The organism is Tenacibaculum sp. TC6, from assembly GCF_050606265.1.
Lineage (GTDB): Bacteria > Bacteroidota > Bacteroidia > Flavobacteriales > Flavobacteriaceae > Polaribacter.
This window is the reverse complement of the sequence record NZ_JBOCUK010000029.1, coordinates 21065-46540: the sequence shown is the minus strand read 5'-3', so window position 1 is coordinate 46540 and position 25476 is coordinate 21065. Positions and strand designations below refer to the sequence as shown.

General features: G+C 29.4%; 21 protein-coding genes. 9 read left to right on the top strand and 12 right to left on the bottom strand.

All coding sequences use genetic code 11. The features are described from left to right. Positions 1–360 precede the first annotated feature (360 nt). Positions 361–681, top strand: coding sequence for an Hpt domain-containing protein (locus tag ACQY1Q_RS13795; protein WP_431005904.1), 321 nt, complete (start codon positions 361–363; stop codon positions 679–681). 3 nt (positions 682–684) lie between these two features. After that, entirely contained in the window at positions 685–1395 is a 711-nt protein-coding gene (locus ACQY1Q_RS13790; protein ID WP_431005907.1) for a LytR/AlgR family response regulator transcription factor, read from the top strand. Here the strand turns inward: ACQY1Q_RS13790 and ACQY1Q_RS13785 are convergent. Next, entirely contained in the window at positions 1392–2876 is a 1485-nt protein-coding gene (locus ACQY1Q_RS13785; RefSeq protein ID WP_431005903.1) for a tetratricopeptide repeat protein, read from the bottom strand. The genes ACQY1Q_RS13790 and ACQY1Q_RS13785 overlap by 4 nt on opposite strands. Before the next feature lie 145 nt (positions 2877–3021). Here ACQY1Q_RS13785 and ACQY1Q_RS13780 point away from each other — a divergent pair, with 145 nt between their 5' ends. Continuing rightward, the gene (locus ACQY1Q_RS13780) at positions 3022–3312 is read left to right on the top strand and encodes an STAS domain-containing protein (RefSeq protein ID WP_431005902.1); all 291 of its coding nucleotides are present in this window, start codon (positions 3022–3024) and stop codon (positions 3310–3312) included. Between the two features lie 11 nt (positions 3313–3323). Next, the gene (locus tag ACQY1Q_RS13775; RefSeq protein WP_431005901.1) at positions 3324–4568 is read left to right on the top strand and encodes an oligosaccharide flippase family protein; all 1245 of its coding nucleotides are present in this window, start codon (positions 3324–3326) and stop codon (positions 4566–4568) included. Positions 4569–5020: 452 nt separating this feature from the next. Here ACQY1Q_RS13775 and ACQY1Q_RS13770 read toward each other — a convergent pair whose 3' ends face one another. The 4 genes from ACQY1Q_RS13770 to ACQY1Q_RS13755 all read right to left on the bottom strand — a co-directional run bounded on the left by ACQY1Q_RS13770 (position 5021) and on the right by ACQY1Q_RS13755 (position 12022). After that, complete coding sequence (locus tag ACQY1Q_RS13770; protein ID WP_431005900.1) at positions 5021–6214, bottom strand: glycosyltransferase; 1194 nt, start codon at positions 6212–6214, stop codon at positions 5021–5023. A 259-nt stretch (positions 6215–6473) separates the two neighbouring features. Then, positions 6474–8006: a glycoside hydrolase family 2 TIM barrel-domain containing protein gene (locus tag ACQY1Q_RS13765; protein ID WP_431005899.1), complete on the bottom strand. Its 1533-nt coding sequence runs from the start codon at positions 8004–8006 to the stop codon at positions 6474–6476. A gap of 3 nt (positions 8007–8009) precedes the next feature. Beyond that, positions 8010–8966, bottom strand: a complete 957-nt coding sequence (locus ACQY1Q_RS13760; protein WP_431005898.1) for a hypothetical protein — start codon at positions 8964–8966, stop codon at positions 8010–8012. A gap of 8 nt (positions 8967–8974) precedes the next feature. Further along, positions 8975–12022, bottom strand: coding sequence for a hypothetical protein (locus tag ACQY1Q_RS13755; RefSeq protein ID WP_431005897.1), 3048 nt, complete (start codon positions 12020–12022; stop codon positions 8975–8977). A 164-nt stretch (positions 12023–12186) separates the two neighbouring features. Between ACQY1Q_RS13755 and ACQY1Q_RS13750 the strand changes: the two genes are divergently transcribed. Further along, positions 12187–12675, top strand: coding sequence for a glycosyltransferase (locus ACQY1Q_RS13750; protein WP_431005896.1), 489 nt, complete (start codon positions 12187–12189; stop codon positions 12673–12675). 515 nt (positions 12676–13190) lie between these two features. Here the strand turns inward: ACQY1Q_RS13750 and ACQY1Q_RS13745 are convergent. From ACQY1Q_RS13745 to ACQY1Q_RS13735, 3 genes are read right to left on the bottom strand one after another with little or no spacing between them, the layout of a single operon-like run. Further along, on the bottom strand, positions 13191–14906 hold the full coding sequence (locus ACQY1Q_RS13745) for a GAF domain-containing sensor histidine kinase (protein ID WP_431005895.1): 1716 nt from the start codon (positions 14904–14906) through the stop codon (positions 13191–13193). After that, positions 14899–15441, bottom strand: a complete 543-nt coding sequence (locus tag ACQY1Q_RS13740) for a heme NO-binding domain-containing protein (protein ID WP_431005894.1) — start codon at positions 15439–15441, stop codon at positions 14899–14901. Before ACQY1Q_RS13740 ends, ACQY1Q_RS13745 begins: the two co-directional genes overlap by 8 nt. A 58-nt stretch (positions 15442–15499) precedes the next feature. Further along, entirely contained in the window at positions 15500–15901 is a 402-nt protein-coding gene (locus ACQY1Q_RS13735) for a response regulator (RefSeq protein WP_431005893.1), read from the bottom strand. Positions 15902–16331: 430 nt separating this feature from the next. Between ACQY1Q_RS13735 and ACQY1Q_RS13730 the strand changes: the two genes are divergently transcribed. From ACQY1Q_RS13730 to ACQY1Q_RS13715, 4 genes are all read left to right on the top strand, one after another. Further along, positions 16332–17600 (top strand): acetyl-CoA hydrolase/transferase family protein, encoded by a 1269-nt coding sequence (locus tag ACQY1Q_RS13730; RefSeq protein ID WP_431005892.1) that lies wholly within the window; start codon positions 16332–16334, stop codon positions 17598–17600. 166 nt (positions 17601–17766) lie between these two features. Then, entirely contained in the window at positions 17767–19224 is a 1458-nt protein-coding gene (gene nirK, locus ACQY1Q_RS13725) for a copper-containing nitrite reductase (RefSeq protein ID WP_431005891.1), read from the top strand. Between the two features lie 21 nt (positions 19225–19245). Beyond that, positions 19246–20013, top strand: coding sequence for a formylglycine-generating enzyme family protein (locus ACQY1Q_RS13720; protein WP_431005890.1), 768 nt, complete (start codon positions 19246–19248; stop codon positions 20011–20013). Positions 20014–20017: 4 nt separating this feature from the next. After that, positions 20018–20737: an SCO family protein gene (locus ACQY1Q_RS13715; protein WP_431005906.1), complete on the top strand. Its 720-nt coding sequence runs from the start codon at positions 20018–20020 to the stop codon at positions 20735–20737. Between the two features lie 40 nt (positions 20738–20777). Here ACQY1Q_RS13715 and ACQY1Q_RS13710 read toward each other — a convergent pair whose 3' ends face one another. From ACQY1Q_RS13710 to ACQY1Q_RS13695, 4 genes are all read right to left on the bottom strand, one after another. Then, positions 20778–21308, bottom strand: a complete 531-nt coding sequence (locus tag ACQY1Q_RS13710) for a DUF1572 family protein (protein ID WP_431005889.1) — start codon at positions 21306–21308, stop codon at positions 20778–20780. A 53-nt stretch (positions 21309–21361) separates the two neighbouring features. Continuing rightward, complete coding sequence (locus tag ACQY1Q_RS13705) at positions 21362–22633, bottom strand: adenylosuccinate synthase (protein ID WP_431005888.1); 1272 nt, start codon at positions 22631–22633, stop codon at positions 21362–21364. A gap of 34 nt (positions 22634–22667) precedes the next feature. After that, entirely contained in the window at positions 22668–23117 is a 450-nt protein-coding gene (locus ACQY1Q_RS13700) for a Fur family transcriptional regulator (protein WP_431005887.1), read from the bottom strand. A gap of 73 nt (positions 23118–23190) precedes the next feature. Continuing rightward, complete coding sequence (locus ACQY1Q_RS13695) at positions 23191–25407, bottom strand: RelA/SpoT family protein (protein WP_431005905.1); 2217 nt, start codon at positions 25405–25407, stop codon at positions 23191–23193. Between the last annotated feature and the right edge of the window lie 69 nt (positions 25408–25476).

Here is a 25476-nt window from a genome sequence, read left to right as displayed (position 1 = left end):
CAGGTGGGAGAGTAGGTCGTTGCCTTTCTTTATAAACCTCATTACTTGATGTAATGAGGTTTTTTGTTTTATATGATCTCTACTATTACAACTAAAAAAAAGCCTGTATAAAGCCTTTTTTATCCTTATATACCCAATCCTTTATTGTAAAGTCTACTTGGCTTAGAAAGACTGTTTGAACGATAGCACCATAAAAAAACTCAACCTGAATAGATTGAGTTTGTGCTGTATAGTTATAATCTTAGGAGTTCTTATATGGAATCTTATTTGTATTATGTAAATTTTCTTAGAGTTAAGAAGTGGTATTGTTTTGAATATCATTTTTTTTAAACTATATTTATGTTCATATTAATAATGATAATGAAAAAATTGCCAGATTTATCTAAGTTTGATGAAATATGTGATAATGATGAGGAATTTAAAATGCAAATGCTAGCTATTCTTATAAAAGAGTTCCCTCTAGAAAAAAAAGCATTTTTAGATTCAATAGAAAGAAAGAGTTATAGAGAAAGTGCAGAAATTGTTCACAAACTAAAGCATAAGATAAATCTTTTAAATTTAGGAGACGGTTATTTGTTGGCTTCTAAATTTGAAAGTCAGTTGTTCAATAATTCCAAGGAATTATATGATGAGTTTATCATTATTCTTAACCAAATAGAACAATTCCTTAAAAAACTATAAATGATAAATTCAATAATAATAGATGATGATGAACTAGCTAGAGTAATTATTGAGAAATATTGCTCTAAAGTAGATTACATCAATATTCTGTCAACTTTTGATAATGCGCTTGATGCTATCGATTTTATTAATACTAATAAAGTTGATTTAGTATTTTTAGATATTCATATGCCTGAATTAAGCGGATTTGATTTTATAGACAGTTTAAACAATCCTCCAAATATTATATTAACCACATCAGATGAAAATTTTGCTCTTAATGCTTTTGAGTATAAATGTATTATTGATTATCTGGTAAAGCCAATTAAATTACCTAGATTTATAAAAGCTGTAACTAAGCTTGATGTAAAAAAAGAAGAAAAGAGTGTTCCGAAGGAAGAGATAAAAAACGGAGAAGAGAAAAATGAGCTATATGTTAATATAGACAGGAGATTGGTTAAGATATTAATTCCTGATATATATTTAATTGAGGCTAAGGGTGATTATATTAATATTAAAACGGAAACAAAAAATCATATCGTTCATACTACGATGAAAAAGATAGAGGATAAGCTTCCGGACGATCTTTTTTTGAAAATACATCGATCATATATTATTAATCTTAAACAAATAATTGATATAGAAGATAATAGCGTACTTATAAAAAAGGAAGTAATCCCTGTAAGTAGATCAAACAGACCAGAGTTAATGAAGAGGCTTAATTTATTGAATTAGAAATGACATTTTAATACAATTCCTATCTCATTAAATTCAAAGCCTGAAGCATTCCCTATTGCTTGGTTGCTGTATTCAGCAAAGCCAGTAACAATAACAGTATTGCTAAATTTGTAACCTAAGTTAGCTTTTATTCTAAAACTTTGTTGTTTACTGTCATTATTAATTATTTGATAACCATAAGCAGCATTTCCATTTGCTATTAGTTTTTGAGATGGTTTGGTAAAGTTAACATCAATAAATCCTTCAAAAACAAAATATTTTTTCGGGCTGAAGTATACTTCAGCTCTTTCTTTATCAAAGCCCATTATAACTGTATTTAGTCCTACTTTTAAGGGAGTTTCCTTTTTTAATAGATAATATAATGAGGAAAATAGCAAATTTCTATTGTTATTATCTGATTGAATGGTATGATAGTACTGTGTAAAAAGCCCAATATTTACTTTTGAGATGATATGATAATTAGCATAAAAGTGATTTTGACTTATTTTACTATTAACTAATTGTACGTTGAAATTATGATATTCTTTTTGATTATAGATATTTAAATCTTGATTATAACTAAGTTTTATATGCGCGCCAATGGTGTAAATAAAATCTCGATAACTGTTATTTCCAGAAATAGAAGTATTGCCAATATTCCCTGTTAGTTTTATTTTATTAGTAAGTTGGTAAGAAGCTTTTACACCAAAGCTACCTTGCTGAGAAGATTCACGAGTAATTGTATTTGATGCTTCTCTGAAATGATAAAAAGCACCAACAGAAGTTTTGGTAGAAAGAGGATACGTAAAATCTGTATTAGAGTTTATTGATTGGTTATGGCCACTATCAGATGTAATGCTGTTTTTCTGAACTATCTGCATTGTATATTTTTGGGTAATTGATTTTTTTAAATTAATAAGTTGTTGGTTTTTTACGTCTAACAATAAAGCTTTATCTATAGTTTCTAAAGCTAATTGATCTTGATTATTTGCCTGATAAGTATAAGCAAGTCCAATATATATACCCAGTATTTTAGGGTTTAGTAAAATACCTTTGTTATAATGATGTATGGCAGTTTCAAATTTTTTAAGATTACTATATGTGTTGGCAAGACCAAGTTCAATAATAGGATTTGGGTCATAATTTTTTTCAAGTTCTTTATATTCAATTAAAGCAACTTCAAATTGTTTATCCCAAAGTAAACATTCTGCAGCATTAATTCTGAATTCTAAATTGTGAGGCTCTGAGTTTAACAGTTCATCGAAAATTACTTTTGCTTGCTTCGGGTTTCCACTTAAACCAACGGCTCTTCCATAACATAATTTAGCAGTTTTGTTCTCAGGATAATCTTTTAAATAGGCTTCAAAAAATAATTTGGCTTTGGCAAATTCTCCTTGTTCTAATAAACTAAAGCCAGAGTTCATGCCTGATTGAGAAACAATAGTTGAAGAAAGTAATAAAATACCATATAAGAATAATAACTGTACACTGTTTTTCATAATTTTTTGGTTTCTGATTTATAAGCAAGTTAAGAGATAATCATGCTTCATTAATCTTTGATAATCTGCATTTTGTCGAAACAAATAGAAAAATGAGGGTAAATTCAAGAATTTTGACGTAGGATTAATTTTAAAAACTTAAAAAATGCTACAAATAAATTATACCAAAGGAAAATATGAGTTAAAAGGAAGTTTAGAACTTGAAAACTCTAAAAGCTTATTATCATACTTTAACACCCTTTTAAAATATGACTCAAAAATAGTGTTAAGCCTAAAAAATCTTAAAACTATTGATACTTCAGGAATTGAAGCATTGAAGGAATTGTATAAAACAGCAGCTACTCATAATAAAAGAGTTAAGATTTTTAGAAAAGTAAATGAAAAAATTGCATGGATATTAAATGAACCTAAATTAAAAGGTATTATTAAATCATAAATTTGAAAGTTATGCAGGTAACAACACTTAATAATAGAATTAAATTATCATCTGCTCAATGGTTTATGATCAGTGTTATGATTGTTAACGCAGGTAATTATGTATATAATTTAGTTTTAGGAAGATGGTTGGGACCTGAAATTTTTGCAGATGTTGCCGTATTAATAACCTTATTATTAATACTGTCGTTTTTAGCAATGACAATTCAATTATTGAGTGCCAAGTTTGTTATTGAATTACCGGAAGAAAAAATAAAGAACTTTAAAAAGGTAGTATATAAATATACTTTGTACGTAAGTGCTATTGTGGGGGTACTTTGCATTTTATCTGCAGAAACCTTAAGAAATATATTTCAGCTTCCTAATAAATATGTTTTTTATTTTTTAGGAATAGGTGTTCCTATATATTTTATAATGAGTATTTCACGAGGATTACATCAAGGAAAGCAAGAATTTTTTGCTTTATCTCAATCGTACTTATTAGAAATGTTTGGAAGGTTGTTTGTAACCTTCTTTCTAATTGGTTTTCATTTAGCAGAGCCAACAATTGCTGTTGCGATAAGTATTCTTATATCATTTGTTATGGGAGTTTTTCCTAATCAATTTAGTTTTTCCAGTATTAGAGAAAAATCGATTTTGAATAAAATAGAAATTAAAAGTATTTATAGTTTTTTATTGATAACAGCTTTATATGAGGGAACACAAATAATTATAAATAACTCAGATATCTTAATAGTTAAACATTTTTTTAATTCTAAAGAAGCAGGTTTATATGCTTCTTTAGCGTTAATAGGAAGAGTAGTTTATTTTATAATTTGGATGCTTGTTATGGTGTTATTACCTAAAGTAATACAAGCAAAGAAGGATGGTGAAAATCCACAAAAAATATTAAATAATTATTTAAAAGTTATACTAATTCTGACCATTACATTAGTTGTTTTTTGTTATGTGTTTCCAAAAACAATTATAACTCTTCTTTTTGGAGAACAGTATATCAGTTTAGGTTATTTATTGTATAAGTACGCTTTGGCTACTTCTTTGTTTGCTTTAGCTAATGTATTTGTATACTATTTTTTATCTCTTTCAAAATATACACCTGTTATTATAGCTATGGTTTTTGGGGTTTTACAGGTGGTTTTATTATTTAATTTTCATACTTCATTAAACCAAGTTGTTCATATTCAAATAATATTGATGTTTCTTTTGTTAGTCAGTACATTATTTTATAAATTATACACAGAAAGTAAACTAAAGTAATCCTATGTAGAAATAGGAGCTAAACCTTTCTCTTTTTCCTTTTTCTTTTTGAAGTTTTCCCCTTATTTTTTATTTGATAAGATCTCTATTTATAAAATATAGCAGATCTTAATCGATTTTATGGATCTTTACTTTAGGTTTAAAATTCTGTAATTTAATTGCAGGATTTTTTAGTTATATGAAAAATTAATATCATTAGTTTGGAAAATCGGATACAAAAAGGTTAATGAGTATATAAGGTTATGATGGTAAGAATATACTCAGATAATTTTATATTAGAACAAGCAAAGAAGCTTTAATTCCTAAAGTATTAAAAAATCCTTAAGTTATAAAGTACAGAGTGATTTAGTTACTTGTTTTCTTGAAAAAGCTTTTTATATGTTCTTATTGGAATAGAAAAAAGACATTCTTATTATAAGAATGTCTTAAAAAAATAAATGCTTCTTGTGAAGTTAAGCCAAAGCTTGGTTTAAATTAACTTTTTCTTGAGTTTTAAATGCATGTAAATACATCTCACATATTTTTTTCATAGGATAAGCTGTAGCAGCCTTGTAGTTGTTTTTTTCTAAACTTAACCTGTAATTATCATTTTGTAAAATAGTTTGTATAGCATCTGCTAAACTTTCAACGCTTTCCGGATTAAAAAATTCTCCGGCATATCCTTCATCTTGAATTAATTCTTTTAAATCACCAATATTAGGTAGTACAACTGCTTTTCCATAGCTACCAGCTTGGTGTAAAACGCCCGAGCTTCCGGTAGTAGAAGTGTAAGGAAAAACAACAACAGTACTTTCATTAAAAATTTGTTCAACATCTTCTTCAGGAACATACCCGGTAAAATGTATATTAGGAATGTGTTTGTATTTTTCTTCAACACTTTTAAGATACCCTAAAGTATTTGGGTTGTCTGTGCCTGCAATAACAATTTCTATAGATTCATTGGTACGCTGTCTTATTTTTTCAACAGCTTCAATTAAGATTTCAACTTTTTTATAGGTGCCAAACTTACCAAATGTCATTACTCTTTTGATAGTGTAAGAAGATGTATATTCAGGTTTTTTGGCAATTTCAAATGTACCGTGAGGAATCACTGTAATGTTTTTGGCTTTGTACTTTTTTTCTAGAATGCGCTTATATCTCGCAATGGTTACAGCTACTGTATTGGCACTTAAAATAAACTTGGTTAAACAAAACCCAATAGCATTATAAGCCGTTTTTAGAATCGGGTTTTTAGTAAAACCAGCACTTTCTAAATCTACAGCTTCTAAAATATTATGAATTAAAACAGTGGTAGGAATTCCACTAAGACGGATGGCTTTTGGTAATAATAGTCCTAGGGCTGCTACTGTTTTTTTATCGCCAAATTTCATGAATTGAAGGTTAAACAAAACTTGATTCGGTTTGTGCTTTTTTACTTCTTTTACTACTGAGAATAATGTTTTATGATTATTAAACTCCCAACATTCAACAATTGTTACTTTTTCAGAAAAAGGAAAGTCAAGTACTTTATCTTCATGAGTTTTATCACAAAACAATATTACTTCTTCAACTTTATCAAGTGAAACAAACCCTTTAACTAAATGATAAGCATATTCATTTAGGGTTATTTTACTTGGTGGAAACGATGATACGATACCTAATTTCATATTATTATGTTTTAGTTGTACTGTAAAATTATGAAGCATAACATGTTACGATTAGGTATTTCGATTAAAACACACTAAGTATAGATAAGAAGCAAAAAGAAACCCATTCTGGTGAGAATGGGTAACTATAAAAAACATATTGTCTAAAGCCCCCCCGACTTTAAACTGGGCAAATTTTGTAAAATAAATTTAAAAATCCGATAAGTAGTAACCCTGAAAGATGTTAAGTGTTATCCCTGAGTTGATATACCTAAAAACCCTAGTTTGCATATGGGATTATATATTTTGAAGAAGGCTTTAGTTGTCCGTTTACATCAATAAAACCGTAGTGTTTTTGAGGTCCCGTTTTATATGGAGCCCTACCAAATATAGAAGCATCTATTTCAGGGAAGTCATAGAGTGTCCAACTAACAAAATGCTTAACACCTAAACTTTTGAAGTTTGTTTGCATTTCTTTATGATAGGCAGCCTGTTTTTTTTCACTATGGCTATATAGGTTCCATATACTATTATATGAATGTCTACCAAATTCCTGAATAACAATTGGCTTGTTAGTTTTTTCTTTTACCATTAAATAAGCATCTTTAAATTTTTCGGGAGATTTATAATAGTGAAAAGAAATAAAATCAACTTTTTTTTCTAGTATAGAAGTAGATTCAGGAGCGTACCATCCAATGGTAACAGGGGTATTTTTATCATAATTTTTTACCTGTTGAATAACAAAATCTAACCAATTAATTACTTTTTGCTTGTTGTGTATTTTGAAGTCTAAATCAGGTTCATTTTTAACGTCATATTGAATTAAGGCCGGATGATTTTTAATATGTGTTATAATGGTTTCTAAATGTCTATCACAAAGAGTATAGTCTAAAACCTCATAATTGCTGTAAAAGTCAAAAAAAGTAACGATTATTTTTATATTGTTTTTTTGAGCAATATCAAGTGTAGTTTTTAAATGGTTTAAATGAGTTGTTAATACTTTTTCTTTTCCGAATACTTCATAAGGAATAAAAATTCTGATAGCATTTAATCCTAACTTTTTTATTAAACTGAAATCTTTATTTACAACTAAACTATCGTAAGCATTCCAAAATTTAAACCAAGGCTTTTTTTGCGGATAATAGTTGATGCCTTTTATATTAAAAGGATAATCCTTAGTTTTAACGGTGTCCTTTTCAGGCTTATATACAGTATCACTTACTAAATGTCTCACTCTCCAAAAGCCATCTTCAAGCAACAGTATAGCTTTATAGTTTTTAATTGTTTTTTCTTGATGTATTAATTGATTTTGTTGGTAGAAAAATGTTTGTTCATGAACCTTACTATCATTAACATAAGCAACTTGACCATCTTCTGAAAAAAAACGAATATTAAGATTATGATTAAGAGAGGTCGAGTGAATTGTAATTTTACTTTTAGCGTTGTTATTAATTATTCTTTTAATTTTTACTTGAGCAGAATCGGTATAAAAATCTTCAATAGCTTTTGCATCGTTATTTTGTAAAGCATATTTTCTTACGTACCAAGATTTAATATAATCTTCTCTAATGTTTTTTATTATTTCTTCATTTAGTTTTCTTCCTTCAGTATTTTCAGTATAGATATTAATTTTAGGTAAATAATAATTGTTAAACTTTAAATCAATGTGTAAAAGATTACTTCTATCAGCTCCGGAATTAAATTCGTAATAGATAGTTGATAATAAGCTTATCACAGCAAAATTAGTTAGTAAAAAAACGATAATAACAAGTATTTGTTTTGTTTTTCGTTGGTTCCAGTGTAATCTTTTCATAGTTTAATAATTGGCTTTAATATAGTTAATTATTAGGCTGTTACTTGAAGAAAAATTTTCTACATAAGCTTTTACGGTGTATTTTTTTTCTTCTGTTGGATGAACAAATTTAGCTGTAGCAATTCCGTTAATAGTTGATCCGTAAGCTTTCATATATATAGAGTCATTAGTAGTCATATAAAAGCTAACTAAAGTTCCGTTTTCAATACTATTTCCATATATATCTTTAATAACTGAGGTTTTTAAAGTGGTTAGTTCTTTACCATCAGCAAAAGAAGTATTTCTATGATATGTAATTGTAAAGTTTACAGGATTATTAGCTAAAATAGACAATTCAAGTGTTTTTGATTTGATACTGTCTGTATAAGCTTTGACAAATATTTTCCCTTTTTTTTCTTTGCTATTAATATTACTATAACCTAAAAGTTCATGATTATCAACATATTTATCAATCTTTTTTTCATTATACATTTCAGAAGTAAAATAACCGGACGCATTTGGATTATCATATAAATCATTAGGAATAACTACTAGCATAGAGTAATCTTTATCTGAAGCCACTAAATAAGACGGTCCACAATAAGTTTCTAAAAGCTGAGCATAAGGTATAGGTTTTATTGTAACTGTTCCTTTATCTATAATTTGTCCGTTTGTAGTTAGAGAAAAAAGGAACTCTCCGGATATTTTTGTAAAAAAACTAGGAATGGCAAAAGTTAGTTTATTACCTTGTAGAGTAGGTTCTATAATAGTATTTCCGTAATCGTTAGTAATAAAAAGATACGTGTTTTTTGTATTAAGGTTTCCGGTTAAAATAAAGTTCATATTTTCATTAGCATACGAAGCAGTAGGCTTTTGAATCCAATTAAATACTATTTCAGATGAAAAATTTGATAGTTCATCTGTATCTCTATGATTACAAGAAATAAAAAATAGTAAAAGTATGCTAAAAATAAATTTCATAGTTGTGATCAGTTACCAATAAAGTTAGCAATTTGAAGTTTCATTTGGTTATTATTTTGAACTACCATAATGTTTTTATCTTCTAAGTTGTTAAATCTTTCTAGTCTGTCAGCAGCGCCAACAGTATTTTGTAAACCATTTACAAAGCAATTGTTTGTGGTATTGGTTATAATTTCAATGACAGATGTATTTAAGGTTTTGTAATTAAAAGTTCTTTTTCTATGTGGTCTTACACTTTCTTTAATGAATTGATGATCAATCCATAATAACTCATTTTCTTTATAATATGAAATTAATAACTGGGGTATAGTAACTTCTTTAGCACCTGCGTTAAAAAGCAATCCATTAATATAGTTGTTATCAAAAGTTAACTCATTAATTTGAACTGATTGATATAAATTTTTTGTGGCTACACTGGTGCTTACATGTAAAATGAACTTTACAGGTTTATGTGAAAATGTTTTTTGATGAAATTCATTAGGGTTAAAACTCTTCTCTTTTTTATTTGAATGTATCCAAGCTACTTCTTCAAAATCAATTTTAAAAACTGTTTTTTCAAACGGATTCAAATAATGTTTGTTTTGAAACTTAGAGCTGTACGAAGCTAATTCTACATTATTTTCATCGTATAAAACGGCTTTTAGATTTATAGCTGAAGGAAAATAATCTACATTTTGAATTTCTCCAATTACATGATATTGATTTTCGTTTTTATTAAAAATTAATTTAGCCTGTTGCACATACGCTACAGGTTGTGGTAAAATATCTTCATGATAAGTTTGTTGTGTTGTAATTTTACGTCTACCCTGATTATAAAATGTAGTTTCATTTACATTAAAAAATAAATTGGCAGGTATATATTCGTCATTTTTTTCGGGAATTATATACCATTTACTATTTCGTTGTAATGTTTTAATTATCTGTTTTTTATAGATAGTTTCTAGAGGCGTAATCCATTTTGTTTGTGTTTCAACAAAAGTAGTATCGCCGTTTTTCTGTACTATTTTGGTCGTAATATCTTCCAATTTTGCATAAGAACTTAATAAACCATCAGAAACTGAAATTTCTAACATGAACTGATCTAGTGATTTTTTAACATTAGCATCTAAATAAGAATGTGCTGTTGTAAACTTTTTAAAATCAAGAGCATCAAAATAAGATTGCACTACATTTTCTGATGAAATTTGAGAATTGTTTTTAATATAAAATAAATAAGAACCGTACATGGTAGCTCCTGTTAAAAAAATATTCCATACCCACATAGTTTTTGAAAATTTTAAAGAAGTAGCCTTATGTTTGATATTGTAAGCTGAGTGATGATTGTAAAAAGTTAAGGTTAGTAAAAACCATATAATACTTATAGATATTAAACTTACAGGAATAAACGACCAAATTATTTTTTGATATAAGGGTACATCAATTCGAGGAATAATTACAGGTAAAGGTTTTATGTTTTTTTTCTCCCAAACCATAATTCCGTTTTCTAAAAGAGATAGTTTTTCCCAACCGGTAAAGAAAAGAATGGGGTCATAAAATTTATCATTAGAAAAAATGTATTTTAAATTAAATTTTTCTGAATTTGCTAAAAATTGTTGAAGCGACCCTATACCTTCAATACCTCTGAATTTAGAGTTTTCTAAGCGTTCAACAGCTTTTGTAGTAAGCTCCGGCAAGCGTCTGGCAGAATGATAATTACCATCTACCGTAAGTGCTTGGGTTTGGGCAGATAGCCAAGCCATTTGATCTCCAAAACCTAAAGTTAAATAGCGCCATTTATAATGCATATCCTGATTTAAAAAATTAATGATAGGCAGCATTTTTATAGCTTGAGGTTGACTTGGTCTTAATTTACCTAAATTAATAGTGAAAATGGAAAAAAAAGTTATCAGGCTCCCCAATAAAATTATAATAGAAGTAAAATAAATTCTTCCAAATTTTTGTATTAAATAATCCTTATAGTCCTTTTTGGCTATTCTATATAAAAATTCACCTACTAAAGGTAAACTCATTATTGATGCCCAAAAGGTAAAACGATCGAGTGTTAAAATTGAAAAGGCATTTTCTCCAAGAATCATTTTAGGGAGTGGAGTAGTTCCTCCGGTGCCAAGTAAGAATAGCATTGAAAATGATAATCCAAAAAATAATAGACGTTTAGAGAAAAAACGATAAAAAATATAAGGAAACAAGACTATTATTACCCCATAAGGAATTAAAAAGAAAACCAGCCCGGAAGATAAAACTTCTAAAAAATTATCACGGGAACCATGAGGAATAGGAACTTGTGTTATTGGATTTTTCTTAGTGTTTATCCAATATGGTAAAATACAAGTAATCATTAAAAATAATGAGGCTATTCCAAAAATAAGAATGGGTTTTATTGATTTGGTTAATTGCTTTATAAAAAAGGCTAATCTTATGGTAGAGTAACTTCCTGTAATTTCTTTTGAAATATCCATAATAACTAAGCCTATTAATGGAAAGATAAAAAATACCATCCCAAAAATAGGAGTTACGTGGTGTGAACATACCATAAGTCCCATTAAAAGTAAAGACGAAATTAAATACCTTACTTTTTGGGTTTTAATCCATAAATAAATTTCAGGCATAGAATGCATTAAAAGCGAGATCCCAGTTAGGGTTGGTAACTGACCAAATAAGTGAAATGTTTCTATAAAAACAGATGAGAATACCGAAAAAATAGCAGCAAATCCTGCATAATTTTCATTCTGAGTTAGTAGTAAACTAGATCTGTAAACTCCTGAAACAAATAAAATAATGATAAGAAAAGAAAAAGAAAATAAAGCAAATTTAAAACCACCAATAAACGATAATATAGCTAATACTTGATGTACTAGAGGAGGATAACCCATAACCGTAAAACCGGTATACCATTTATAAGACCAGGGTTCTTGCCAGTTACTAGCATAATGTTCAGCAAAAAATAAATGTATTAGTGCATCATAAGTTTGTTCTATAGTATAAAACAAAGCACTTCCATGAAATAGAAGAGCTAGCCCTAATGCTAAAATGAAGTATTTATTTAAACTTCTTTTCATTTATTTATCAGCAGGTTTAATTTATATTATAAAGGTAACTAGTATAATCAATAAACTAATCTATAGATATTTACCGTTCAACTTATAAAAAAATAGATTAAACGATTTTCAATATAAATGCCGCTATATGCAACTACCTTTGAATTTGTAAAACAACATATTTTATGAAGGTAGGTATCATTATTCCATGTTATAATGAAGAAAAGAGGTTAAATATTGAAGTGTTTAGAAAATGGTTAAACGATTTTGATGATTTTCATTTATGTTTTGTAAACGATGGAAGTAAAGATAACACTTTAAACATTTTAATTCAATTTAAAGAAGAATATGAAGAAAGAATTTCAATTATAAATAAAAAGAAAAATCAAGGAAAACCTATGGCTATTAGGGCAGGAGCAAGGTATTTTTATAGTATTTCAACTATAAAATATGTAGGGTATTTTGATGCTGATTTTTCGGGAGATTTTGAAAGTTTTAATGATTTATTAAAGAATTTAAAATTGAATAAAAAGTTAGAAATGACCTTTAGCTCTAGAAAAAGCGCAATAGTTACCTTATCTCATAAGATGTTGTTAAAGAGTAAAAGTTTATTAGTAACCATTTTATATAATATTAGATATAAAAAATGGACAAAAATTATAAAGTTTAGTTAGTAGTTTGTTTGTATTTTTTTTTAGTGATTTTAATAAACCTCATTATATGTATACATATAATGAGGTTTTTAATTATAATAATATAACCATTTGTCTGTGTTTTTTTACAATTCACCGATTAAACAGATAGTTTCATCGATTGACAGACCATAGTTTTTGGTTGAATGATTATTTTTATTGTTGTTAAGAGATTTTAGAAATTCGTAAACTTATAAACAAGAATAAAATACAGTTTGTAGTTTGTTTGTATCCCCCTCTGATCCTTCACAAGACCCTCATTATTATTAAATAATGAGGTTTTTTATTTACTTTAATATTTTTTTAGCTAGGTAAATTAGTCATTTCACCGTTTAAATATAACAACTCATCTATTATAATGCATATTTACATCGAAGGATAATTGTTTTAGAAACAGATATTTATTAACTTTATAGAGATAAATAAAACGTATTGTTTTTATTAGCAGATTGTATTGTATTTTCAATTTATGAAAATGGGCCTTTTTAATTGAAAGATTAAAGAGGCTTTTTCTTTAATTCAAAAAAGAAAGAAGTTCCTTGATCCGGTACACTGTCAACCCAAATTTTTCCGCCGTATAAGTCTATAATTTTTTTAACAATTGATAAGCCAATTCCGGTAGAATTTTCATCGTGTTTGCCCAAGGTTTCAAATACTTTAAAGATCTTTGAGTGATATTTTTCATCTATTCCAATACCATTATCTTGAACAGAAAACTGATATGAATGTTCGTGTTCAACTACATCAATAATAATAAAACCTTCTTCTTTATCATTATACTTAATAGCATTACTAATTAAGTTTTGAAATAGTTGTTGATACCTGTATTTATCACCATAAATTACGGGAAGTGTATTTTTAATAGTAACAGTAATATGCTTTGGAATAAAAATGGTGTCTATTATTTCAGAAACCACATCTTGTAAATTGACTTTTTGATTGTTTTTTTCAATTTTATCAATACTTGAATATTTTAAAATACCATTGATTAGAGAGTCCATTTTATCAATTTTACCTAAAAGCATGTTACAGTTGTTAGAAGTTTCCTTATCAAATTTTCCGTTATTATCTTCTTTAATCCATGAGATTAACGTAGCCATGCTTCTTAATGGTGACTTTAAGTCATGAGAAACAACATGTGCAAAGTTTTTTAGTTCTTCATTATTTTTTTCTAACTGAACTAATAAATTATCTTTTTCTTTTTGGGTTTTTCGTTCTTTTTCCAGGCTTATAGCACTATTGAATTGAGCTGATGCCAGGTTGGCAATATTTGTAAACACTTCAACATGTTCTGTGTTAAAGTAATTTTTTCTGCTATTTTCAGAATCTATCACTCCAATAACATTTCCATTTGCAATAATAGGTACAGCTAGTTCGGATAAACGAAAACAATCGTCAACATGATAATTTTTATTTTCTGAGGTATCGTTAATAAGTAAATATTTACCGGTTTTAGCTACTATACCAACAATTCCTTTACCTAAAGGAACACTTTGCGGATTGGTTATAGTGTTACCATTAATTGTTTTATTGATATAAGCAGCAATCTGTGTTAACATACCTGTTTCGTTATTAAGAGTATATACAACGCAGTCTTCTAAGTTTAAATGATTAGCTGTGCTTTTAGCTATTTCCCAAGCAATTTCATGCAAATCTCTTTTTCCTAAGATAGAAACAGAAAGCTTGTTGAGTGCATCAAGCATTTTTGTTTTTTTATCTATTTCTGTAATATTCTCAATTAATGCTACCTGGTATTTAACTTCTCCTTTTGTATTTCTAATAGCGCTTACATTGGTGTTGCATGATATGTAGGTACCGTCTTTTTTACGATATCTTTTTTTAATTGAAAATTTATCAATTTTATTGTTTTCTAATAATGCTATTTGCTTGTTGGATTTTTCTATATCATCCGGATGTGTAAAGTCTTTATTAATATTCATTTGGATGAGCTCATCATATGAATAACCCAGTAAATCAATAATTGCCTTGTTTATTTTTATGAGCTTACCATTTTGTGAAAGTACAATTCCTAAAGATGAATTATCAACAATAAGTTTAAGTTGAGCAGTTTGATCGTCTAATAACTCTTCAATTTTTTGATTTGTTTCAAAAAGTTCAAGAGATTTTTGCTCAAGAATTTCTTCAGCTTGTTTTCGGGCCTTTTTTTCTCTTTCTAAAGCACGTTCTAATATTTTTATTTTATCCTCATGCATTTTTAACTAGTGTAAATAGTACTTTAGTTCCTTTATCATTTAAAAACTCTTTTTTAATGGTAGCTTTTTCGTTATAATGTTCTAAAGTTCTTTCCATTAACCCTTGGGCGAATGCATACATGGCTCTTTCTGATTGATATTCTATAACAAGTTTAGAATCGTCTTCTTCATGATTAATGAAGTAAGGGAGTTCTGCATCAGGATAAATTTTTCTTACCTGAACATGAATGTGTTTTTCAATTCCAGCAATTAACTCAAAAGCAGTTTTATAGTAATTAAATATATAAGGATATCCATTTTTTAAGCTGTCAAAAAAATACAAGCCGTAAGAATGAATAAGTGAATTTATATCTATGGTAGTTTGTTTGCTAAGATTGGCTAATAGGTTTTGCATTTCCCAAAAATCATAAGTACCTACAGAAGTATAAGCGCCTTCAGATTTTAAGTTAGACTCCACTATTATAGTATCAACAGTTTCAATCCCGAATTTTTTTTCAACCATTTCTAAAAATTCGGTAAAAACAATTCCTTTCATCTAGTTTTTTATTGGGGGATTAATAAGTACTATTACTAGAGTTGAAGATACTAAAAAATTATAAAGTCACCAATTCATTTATAGACCAATATCCTATAATTTTTTCAATTTGGGTTACATAATCAGAATAATGTAATGGTTTTACAACATAACCTGCTATACCTATTTTATAAGCATTAATCATATCTTGATGGTTATTTGATGTTGAAAATACGACGGTTGGAACAAATTTTAAATTTTCGTCCGACTTTAATATTGATAGAAATTCCAAGCCATTCATTTTGGGCATATTTAAATCTAAAAGAATTAAATTGGGAAGTTCTTCTTTACATTTTAATAAAGCTTCCTCTCCGTTGCCCGCTTTAATTATGGTATGATTGGTCCCTAATTTTTTTAAAGCTCTTTCAAATTTTAATTTTTCAATTTCGTCATCTTCAACTAATAAAATTTTTAAATTCATAACTTTTGTATAAGTAGGCTTTTAGTGTTAAACAAATATATTTTTTTAAACTGACAAATACATTGTCAACAGGCAGTAGTAAGTATTATGTAGATGAACGGTTAATTTATATCGTTAAATGGTTTTATTCAATAATTAATTTTTCTGTATTAAACTATTTCTATGATATACTAATTTCTTCAGATATCTGAAGAAATTAGTAGTAGCGAAACTTTAATTTTTATTATTGACTTTTAATATTTTAAAGCAAAATTACAAGTGTAGCTTTACTACTGTTTTTTATTAGATTGTTGTTGTTAAAATATAGTTTAAGGGTAGGATTTGATAGATGAATAAAAATTATAAATAGTATGATTAAAGTCATATAAATCTCCAATGTTTAATCTCACCTTTGTATCAGAAAAGCAAAATGATAATACGCAAACAACATATGAAAATAGTATCACCACAAGAAGCAGTTGCCATTGTAAAATCTAACAATAAGGTATTTTTTCAAGGGGCTGCTATGACTCCTAATTTATTAATTGATTCTCTTTGTGAACGTTATAATGAACTAAAAAATGTAGAAATTATTCAAATTCATACTCATGGTAATGCAAAGTATTTAGAGCAACCGTATTCTAATTCTTTTAAATTGGTTAGTTGCTTTGTAGGAGACAATGTAAGAAAGGGAGTGAATACTAATAATGGAGATTATATTCCTATTTTTTTAAGTGAAATTCATTGGTTATTCAGAAGAGGAATTTATCCTTTAGATGTGGCTTTTATTCAAGTATCTACTCCGGATAAACATGGTTATTGTTCGTTAGGAACTTCGGTAGATATTACATTACCGGCTATACAAACTGCCAAAATAGTGGTAGCTCAAATTAATCCTAAAGTGCCAAGAACCCATGGTGACGGTATTATTCATATTAGTAATATTGATTTGGCTGTAGAGGTTGACATTCCTATTCACGAATCGATTACCGGAGAGCCTTCTGAAATAGAGAAAAAGATAGGGTTTCATGTAGCGGAATTAATTGAAGACGGAGCTACTTTGCAAATGGGAATTGGTAACATACCCAATGCCGTTTTACACAATTTACATGGCCATAGTCGTTTAGGAATTCATACTGAAATGTTTTCTGATGGTATTTTACCATTAGTAGAAAAAGGAATTATTACCGGTGAGGAGAAAGAAATTAAAACCGGGAAAATAGTAACCTGTTTTGCTGTAGGTTCACAAAAGTTATACGATTTTATAGATGATAATCCGTTAGTACATTTTAAAGAAGCGGGTTATACAAATGATACTTCAATTATAAAACTCAATCCTAAGGTAACTGCTATTAATAGTGCTATAGAGATTGATATTACCGGACAAGTTTGTGCAGATACCATTGGTAAATATCAATACTCAGGGGTTGGTGGTCAGATGGATTTTATTAGAGGAGCCTCTTTATCAAAAGGCGGTAAAGCAATTTTTGCAATGCCATCTGTTACTAATAAAGGAATATCTAAAATTACTCCGTTTTTAAAAGAGGGGGCAGGTGTAACTACTACAAGAGCGCATGTTCATTATGTAGCTACAGAGTATGGAGTGGTTAATTTATTTGGCAAAAGTTTAAAACAAAGAGCCAAAGCATTAATTTCTATAGCACACCCTAACTTTAGAGAGGAGTTAGAAAAAGAAGCATATGAGAGATTTAAAGGTTAATGATTAAATCTCAAAGCCTCAAAAGATGTTACAATCTTTTGGGGTTTCTTTTTATTAGCATGACAAATATCATGTTTTAGTTTCCAAAGTTCAGATACATTTGTTTATATAAAGGATAAAAACATCTTTTATTAAAACTAAAGAAAACATAACAAAAACAAATACCATGAAAAACATAAAATTAGGTTTAGTTATTCTTTTTTCTTCAGCTTTATTCGTGAGTTGTAAAGAGGAAAAGAAAAATAAAAACAATTTAGCAGTTGTTGATCCTACTGAAATAGCTATTAAAGGAACAATTAAGGCTGAATTAACGGCTCCTCCGCATGTGCCGGCACCGGTGGGGAACAGAGGGGCAAAAAAGCTACTGGTGAATATGGAAATTTTAGAAAAAGAAGGAGAAATGACCGATGGTGTTAAATATGTATATTGGACTTTTGGGGGCTCTGTTCCGGGAAGTTTTATAAGAACCAGAGTGGGGGATGAGGTAGAGTTTACACTGTCTAATCATCCGGACAATAAATTACCTCACAATATAGATTTACATGCTGTAACCGGACCGGGTGGTGGAGCAACTTCTTCTTTTGTAGCTCCAGGGCATGAAAAAACATTTTCTTTTAAAACATTAAATCCCGGATTATATGTTTATCACTGTGCAACGGCTCCTGTAGGTATGCATATTGCTAATGGAATGTACGGTTTGATTTTGGTAGAACCTGAAGGAGGATTACCTAAGGTTGATAAAGAGTACTATATTATGCAGGGAGATTTTTATACTAAGGGTGAAAATGGTGATCCTGGATTACAACCTTTTGATATGAAAAAAGCAGTAGATGAAGATGCTGATTACGTAGTGTTTAACGGAAAGGTCGGTGCTTTAACTGGAGATAATGCTATTACGGCTAATGTTGGAGAAACAGTACGATTATTTGTTGGAAACGGAGGACCAAATTTAACTTCATCTTTCCATGTAATCGGTGAGATTTTTGATAATGTGCATATTGAGGGTGGAAGTACCATTAATAAAAACGTGCAAACAACTTCTATTCCGGCAGGTGGTGCTGCTATTGTAGATTTTAAGGTTGATGTTCCGGGAACTTTTATTTTAGTTGATCATGCTATTTTTAGGGCATTTAATAAAGGTGCTTTAGGAATGTTGAAAGTAAAAGGAGAAGAAAAGAAACGTGTGTATTCAGGCGTTAAACAAGAAGGTATTTATAATCCGGAAGGTGGTACTATTCAGGAAATGCCGGAAACCACTAAAAAAGTAGAGGTAGTTGAACAAACAAAATCATTAGAACAAAAAATTGCTGACGGTAAACAAGTGTATATGAAAACCTGCTTTGCATGTCATCAAGCTAATGGTGAAGGTATTCCTAATGCGTTTCCTCCTTTGGCAAAATCTGATTATTTGAATGCTGATGTTAAAAGGGCTATTAGTATTGTTTTACACGGAAAAACAGGAGAAATTACAGTGAACGGTAAACAATATAATAGTGTTATGACTAAACAGGCATTGAGCGAAGAAGAGGTAGCAGATGTGTTAACCTATGTGTACAATTCATGGGGTAATAATAAAACAAACGTAGCTGTAAATACGGTTAAGGAAGTGAAAAGTAGCCACTAAAATTAATTAAAAAAGGATATCATGAAAATTGTTTTACGATTGGCAATTTGTCTATTTATTTGCTGCATTTCCAAGGTGAATTGCCAATCTAAAATGGCTATGATAAAAGGGGGAGAGTATATTCCTTTATACGGAAGAGATTCTGTAAAAGTTTTAGTAAACGATTTTTTTATAGATGTATATCCGGTAACGAATAAAGAATTTTTAGCATTTGTAAAAGAGAACAAACAGTGGAGAAAATCTAAGATTATTAAATTGTTTGCTGATAAAAACTATTTAGTTGCATGGAAAAATGACACGTTGCTAGGTGAACAACAACAACTTATTTCACCGGTAACTAATGTGTCGTGGTTTGCTGCTAAAAGTTATTGTGAAAAGAAAGGTAAGCGATTACCAACAGTTGATGAATGGGAATATGTTGCTATGGCTAATGAAAAAGTACCGGATGCCCGAAAGTTTAAAACGTACAATACTTTTATTTTAGGGTGGTATGAAAAACCTAAAACGTTTAAAAATAAGGTGGGATCAACATTTAAAAATTATTGGGGAGTATATGATTTGCATGGATTGGTATGGGAATGGACTTCAGATTTTAATTCTGTTTTGGTTTCCGGAGAGTCAAGAAAAGATGTAGATAATGATAGTAATTTATTTTGCGGAAGTGCAGCGGTTGGAGCTACTGATTTAATGAATTATGCTGCTTTTATGCGTTATGCTACACGAGGAAGTTTGAAAGCGAGATATACTATGAAAAATTTAGGGTTTAGATGTGTAAAAGATAAAAACTAATATGATAAAATTTATAAAACAGCTACTAGTTATTCTTTTTTTAATGGTTTTGATGAATGCCTGTAAAAAGGAAAATAAAACAGCTTTGGAAGAAGTTGTTGCTTACGAATGTCCTATGAAATGTGAAGGCGAAAAAGTGTATATGCATAAAGGATCATGCCCGGTTTGTAAAATGGATTTAACATTAAAAGAAGAGAAGGTATTACAAGTAGCTGATACTTCTTTTTCTGAAACATCCATTTTTAACCTAATATCTGTATGGAAAACGGAAGAAAATAAAAGTATTCATTTAAAAGATTTAAAGGGGAAAACATTGGTTATGGTAATGATTTACACGTCTTGTAAAGCTGCTTGCCCTAGGCTAGTGGCAGATATGAGAAATATTGCTGCTAAAATACCTGAAAAGTATACTGATGAGGTTCAATATGTTTTGGTAAGTATAGACCCAAAGAATGATACCCCAGAACGATTAAAAGAGTTTGCTAAAGAAAATTATATGGATGGTGATCAATGGACTTTTTTACAGGGAAATGAAGATTCTGTAAGGGAGTTTGCCAATGTTTTGGCAGTGAAGTATAAACAAATTTCACCGTTAGATTTTTCTCATTCAAATATTATAAGTGTGTTTAATTTAAAAGGAGAGTTAATACATCAACAAGAAGGTTTAGGTGTAGATAATAAAGCAACTATTGCCAGTATTTTAGATACGGTAGGTGATAAATAAAAATAAAGGTCTTTTTAAATTTAAAAAGACCTTTATTTTTTTACTTTCTATTTTCTTCAAATTGAGCTTGAATAAATTCTTTTGATTTTCCTTTTGGTATTGATGCAGATTGCCATTGTGTGTTTAAAATCATTTTACCAATGTATGCAATTTGGCCTATATGGTAGGGGTAATGCGCAATTTGCCTTGTAATACTCTCAATTAATTTTACTTTTTTATTTCGTATTATAACAGGTGTATTAAAATTTTCAGAATTTAAACTAAGTAAAGCGTCAAATAAGCAATTCCAACCTTTTTCCCATCTATTTATTAATTCTTCTTTAGAGATTAATTGTTCTTCAAATTCATTATCTCTATTTCTCCATTCTTTTTCCCCATCTGAGGTAAAAAAATCTGTCCATCTGGATTGCATATTTTCAGACATATGAATAATTATAGAAGCAATACTGTTGCTTTCTTCATTATACTTCCAATGAATATCTTTTTCCTGTAGTTGACTCAGGGTTTTATCGGCAACTTTTTTGTATGATTTAAATTGAGCTATACTATTTTCTATATATTCTTCTATCATAAATTGTGTATTAAAAAAGGAGTTCTGTACAGAACTCCTTTTTAACTCTTATATTATCTTACGATGGTTTGTTTTCGATCAGGACCTACTGATACTATTTTAACAGGAACCTCGGTTTCTTTTTCTATGAAATCAATGTAGTCTAATAAACTTTTTGGCAATTCATCATTACTAGTCATTTTAGTTAAGTCAGACTCCCAACCTTTAAATTCAGTAAATACAGGTGTTACATTTTCAGGTTCAATATTATAAGGCAAATGTGTAATTTCTTCACCTTTATATTTGTAAGCAGTACATACTTTTAAAGTGTCAAAACCAGAAAGAACATCGCCTTTCATCATCATAAGTTGCGTTACTCCGTTTACTTGAACAGCGTATTTTAAAGCAACTAAATCTAACCACCCACATCTACGAGGACGTCCGGTAGTTGCTCCGAATTCATGGCCAACTCTAGCCATCGTTTCACCATCTTCATCAAATAATTCGGTAGGGAAAGGACCAGAACCTACACGAGTAGTATAAGCTTTAAAAATACCAAAAACTTCACCTATTTTATTAGGAGCAATTCCTAAACCGGTACAAGCTCCGGCAGCAGTAGTATTAGATGATGTTACAAACGGGTAAGTACCAAAATCGATGTCTAATAAAGATCCTTGAGCTCCTTCAGCTAAAATGGTTTTTCCTTCTTTTATTGCAGAGTTTAAGAGTTCTTCAGAATCAATAAACTGTAATGTTTTTAATTTTTCAATACCTGTAATAAATTCAGCTTCTAATTCTTTTAAATTAAATTGGATATCTACTTCAAAGAAATTTAACATTTTTAAATGTTTCTCAGTCAAAATGTCATATTTCTCTTTCCAATTATCAAGTTCTAAATCGCCAACTCTCATTCCGTTTCTACCGGTTTTATCCATGTAAGTAGGACCAATTCCTTTTAAAGTAGAGCCTATTTTAGCTTTTCCTTTTGAAGTTTCAGAAGCGGCATCTAATAAACGGTGTGTAGGTAAAATTAAATGAGCTTTACGAGAAATTAATAATTTAGAAGTATAATCTATATGATAAGCATCTAAATTTTCAAGCTCTTTTTTGAAAATTACAGGATCAATTACAACTCCGTTTCCTACTACGTTTAAAGCAGTTTTGTGGAATATTCCGGAAGGAATTGTATGTAATACGTGTTTGTTACCATCAAAAATTAATGTATGACCGGCATTTGGCCCTCCTTGAAAACGTGCAATAATATCGTAGTTTTTTGTAAGTACATCTACAATTTTACCTTTTCCCTCGTCTCCCCATTGCAGACCGAGTAATAAATCTACTGCCATTTAGTGTGTATTGTTAAGTATTTATTTGTTGTTGTTAATTTTGTTTTTTCTTAGTACCGTAGAAGTATAATGAGTGGTTATGAATATCTATATCAAAAACCTCTTCAATAGTTTTCTTTATAATTTGAATTCTCGGATCACAAAACTCTTTAACTTCACCTGAATCTGTAAAGATAACATGGTCGTGATTTTTGTCGAAATAGCTTTTTTCGTATCTGGCCATTGATTGCCCGTCAAATTGATGTTTTCTAACCAATCCGCAGTCAAGTAATAAATCTATAGTGTTATATAGTGTAGCTCTACTAACACGATAGTTTTTGTTTTTCATTTTGATGTATAATGATTCAATATCAAAATGCTCATCAGCCTCATAAATTTCTTGTAAAATAGCGTAGCGCTCCGGTGTTTTACGGTGTTTATTTTCTTCCAAATAGGAAGTAAATACCTTTTTTACAATTTCTTGATTGTCTGCAGAGTTTTCCATTCTGTTTGAATTTTACGAAAAGGCAAATTTACGTTTATTTATTGATAAATAAAGCATGATGTTAAAATGATATTTACAAAGTATTAACACGCTCTACTTTTTGAACACCATCAACTTTCTTAATATTTTCTATTAATTTAGTTAACTGAGCTATGTTTTTTATACCTAGAGTTAAGCTACCTTCAAAAACACCATCGTCCCCGGTTATATTAATACCATAAATATATACATCCATGTTGGTAGAAATAATACGGGTGATATTGTTGGCAATTCCTTTTTTGTCAATACCGGATACTTTAAGCATTACTTTAAACTCTTGCTGTGTAGAGTCTATCCACTTTGCAGGCATTATTCGGTAAGCATAATTAGACTGTAAAGAAATAGCATTCGGGCAGTCATTTTTATGAACTTTAATTCCCTCATTAATGGTCACAAAGCCAAATACTTTATCACCCGGAATAGGGGCACAACATTTAGAAAGTGTGTAGTCTAGAGTTTGTTCATCTTTACCAAAAACTAAAGAATCATAATTACTGGTAACTTCTTCTTTATCAGTGACGTTTTTTGAAGGGTTTCTTCTAAAAGTACTTTTAATAAAACTCATAAAAGCACCACTTCTTTGCGCTACAAATTCTTTAAGTTTAGTGTTATCGATAGCACCATTTCCAACCCGATAGAATAAATCAAAACTTGATTTTAATCCAAAATAACTGGCTATTTCATGAATTGTTTTTTCATTAGTGCTCATTTTAAGGTGACGTAATTTACGCAGTAAAATGGCCTTTCCTTCTTCAGCAATTCTTTTTTCTTCTGCTTTTAAGGCTGATTTAATTTTTGTTCTTGCTCGTGCTGTTATTACAAAGTCTAACCATCTTACGTTAGGTTTGTTGTTTGAGGCAGTTAAAACTTCAACCTGATCACCGCTATTTAGTTTATGACTTAACGGAACCAGTTTACCGTTTACTTTAGCTCCTCTACATTTTAATCCCACATCTGTATGAACAGAGAAGGCAAAATCAAGAGCAGAGGCTCCTTTAGGAAGCGATTTTAAATCACCTTTTGGTGTAAATACATAAATTTCTTTAGCGTAGAGGTTAAGTTTAAAATCTTCAACAAAATCTACAGCATTTAAACTTTGGTTTTCAAGAGTTTCTTTTAACCTGTTTAACCAACTTTCTAAACCATTTTCTCTAAGGTTTCCTTGTTTGTACTTAAAATGTGCTGCATATCCTTTTTCTGCAATTTCATCCATTCTTTGTGAACGAATCTGAACTTCAACCCATTTTGATTGTGGTCCTATCACAGTAATATGCAAGGCTTCATATCCGGTTGATTTAGGTTGCGAAATCCAATCGCGTAAACGAGCCGGATTAGGCTTAAAGAAATCGGTTACAATAGAATAAATTTTCCAAGCATCAAACTTTTCATCTTCAGAAGAAGGTTTGTAAATAATTCTAATCGCAAATTTGTCATATACTTCATCAAAAGTTACGTTTTGATTACGCATTTTTCTTCTGATAGAAAAAATAGATTTAAAACGACCTTTTATTTCATAAGAAAAGGCTTCTTTATTTAAGGCCGTTTTAAGAATGTCCGTAAAACTATCAATATACTTTTGTTGTTCTTCTTTACTGTCTTTTATTTTAGTAAGAATATCATTGTATACATCAGGTTCTGTATACTTCAAACCTAAATCTTCCAGTTCTGTTTTTATGTTATATAATCCCAGTCTGTGAGCTAAAGGTGCGTAAATATATAAGGTTTCAGATGCTATTTTTACCTGCTTATGAGGTGGCATAGCATCCATAGTTTGCATGTTATGATACCTGTCTGCTATTTTTATAAGAATTACACGAACATCATCATGTAAGGTAAGAAGCATTTTTCTGAAGTTTTCAGCTTGGATAGAATAATCCTGCTCTTTTTTCAGGTTTGAAATTTTGGTTAGTCCGCTAACAATACGTGCTATGTTTTCACCAAATAAGCGCTCAATATCCTCTACGGTATAATGGGTGTCTTCCACAACATCATGTAGTAATGCTGCAGCAATTGATGTAGCTCCAAGTCCTATTTCATAGGCAACAATTTTGGCAACCGCAATTGGATGAAAAATGTAAGGTTCTCCTGTTTTTCTTCGTTGTTGAGAATGTGCTTCAACAGCAATTTCAAAAGCTTTACGTATTAGTTTTTTATCATCATCTGTTAGCGTTTGATATGTTCCTTTGAGTAGGTCTTTATATCTGTTGGCTATTTCTTTATTTTCCTCTTCTATCGTTGCATTATAACTCATACTCATATATACTTTTATTAGCAAAGTTTCAAAATGTAAAATACTGTAAAGTATTTTATTTAACAAAGA

Bases quoted from the DNA above. Each gene is read 5' to 3' on its own strand.
- ACQY1Q_RS13795 (WP_431005904.1), top strand. From the start codon at position 361: ATGAAAAAATTGCCAGATTTATCTAAGTTTGATGAAATATGTGATAAT.
- ACQY1Q_RS13785 (WP_431005903.1), bottom strand. From the start codon at position 2,876: ATGAAAAACAGTGTACAGTTATTATTCTTATATGGTATTTTATTACTT.
- ACQY1Q_RS13780 (WP_431005902.1), top strand. From the start codon at position 3,022: ATGCTACAAATAAATTATACCAAAGGAAAATATGAGTTAAAAGGAAGT.
- ACQY1Q_RS13775 (WP_431005901.1), top strand. From the start codon at position 3,324: ATGCAGGTAACAACACTTAATAATAGAATTAAATTATCATCTGCTCAA.
- ACQY1Q_RS13770 (WP_431005900.1), bottom strand. From the start codon at position 6,214: ATGAAATTAGGTATCGTATCATCGTTTCCACCAAGTAAAATAACCCTA.
- ACQY1Q_RS13765 (WP_431005899.1), bottom strand. From the start codon at position 8,006: ATGAAAAGATTACACTGGAACCAACGAAAAACAAAACAAATACTTGTT.
- ACQY1Q_RS13760 (WP_431005898.1), bottom strand. From the start codon at position 8,966: ATGAAATTTATTTTTAGCATACTTTTACTATTTTTTATTTCTTGTAAT.
- ACQY1Q_RS13755 (WP_431005897.1), bottom strand. From the start codon at position 12,022: ATGAAAAGAAGTTTAAATAAATACTTCATTTTAGCATTAGGGCTAGCT.
- ACQY1Q_RS13750 (WP_431005896.1), top strand. From the start codon at position 12,187: ATGAAGGTAGGTATCATTATTCCATGTTATAATGAAGAAAAGAGGTTA.
- ACQY1Q_RS13745 (WP_431005895.1), bottom strand. From the start codon at position 14,906: ATGCATGAGGATAAAATAAAAATATTAGAACGTGCTTTAGAAAGAGAA.
- ACQY1Q_RS13740 (WP_431005894.1), bottom strand. From the start codon at position 15,441: ATGAAAGGAATTGTTTTTACCGAATTTTTAGAAATGGTTGAAAAAAAA.
- ACQY1Q_RS13735 (WP_431005893.1), bottom strand. From the start codon at position 15,901: ATGAATTTAAAAATTTTATTAGTTGAAGATGACGAAATTGAAAAATTA.
- ACQY1Q_RS13730 (WP_431005892.1), top strand. From the start codon at position 16,332: ATGAAAATAGTATCACCACAAGAAGCAGTTGCCATTGTAAAATCTAAC.
- nirK (WP_431005891.1), top strand. From the start codon at position 17,767: ATGAAAAACATAAAATTAGGTTTAGTTATTCTTTTTTCTTCAGCTTTA.
- ACQY1Q_RS13720 (WP_431005890.1), top strand. From the start codon at position 19,246: ATGAAAATTGTTTTACGATTGGCAATTTGTCTATTTATTTGCTGCATT.
- ACQY1Q_RS13710 (WP_431005889.1), bottom strand. From the start codon at position 21,308: ATGATAGAAGAATATATAGAAAATAGTATAGCTCAATTTAAATCATAC.
- ACQY1Q_RS13705 (WP_431005888.1), bottom strand. From the start codon at position 22,633: ATGGCAGTAGATTTATTACTCGGTCTGCAATGGGGAGACGAGGGAAAA.
- ACQY1Q_RS13700 (WP_431005887.1), bottom strand. From the start codon at position 23,117: ATGGAAAACTCTGCAGACAATCAAGAAATTGTAAAAAAGGTATTTACT.
- ACQY1Q_RS13695 (WP_431005905.1), bottom strand. From the start codon at position 25,407: ATGAGTTATAATGCAACGATAGAAGAGGAAAATAAAGAAATAGCCAAC.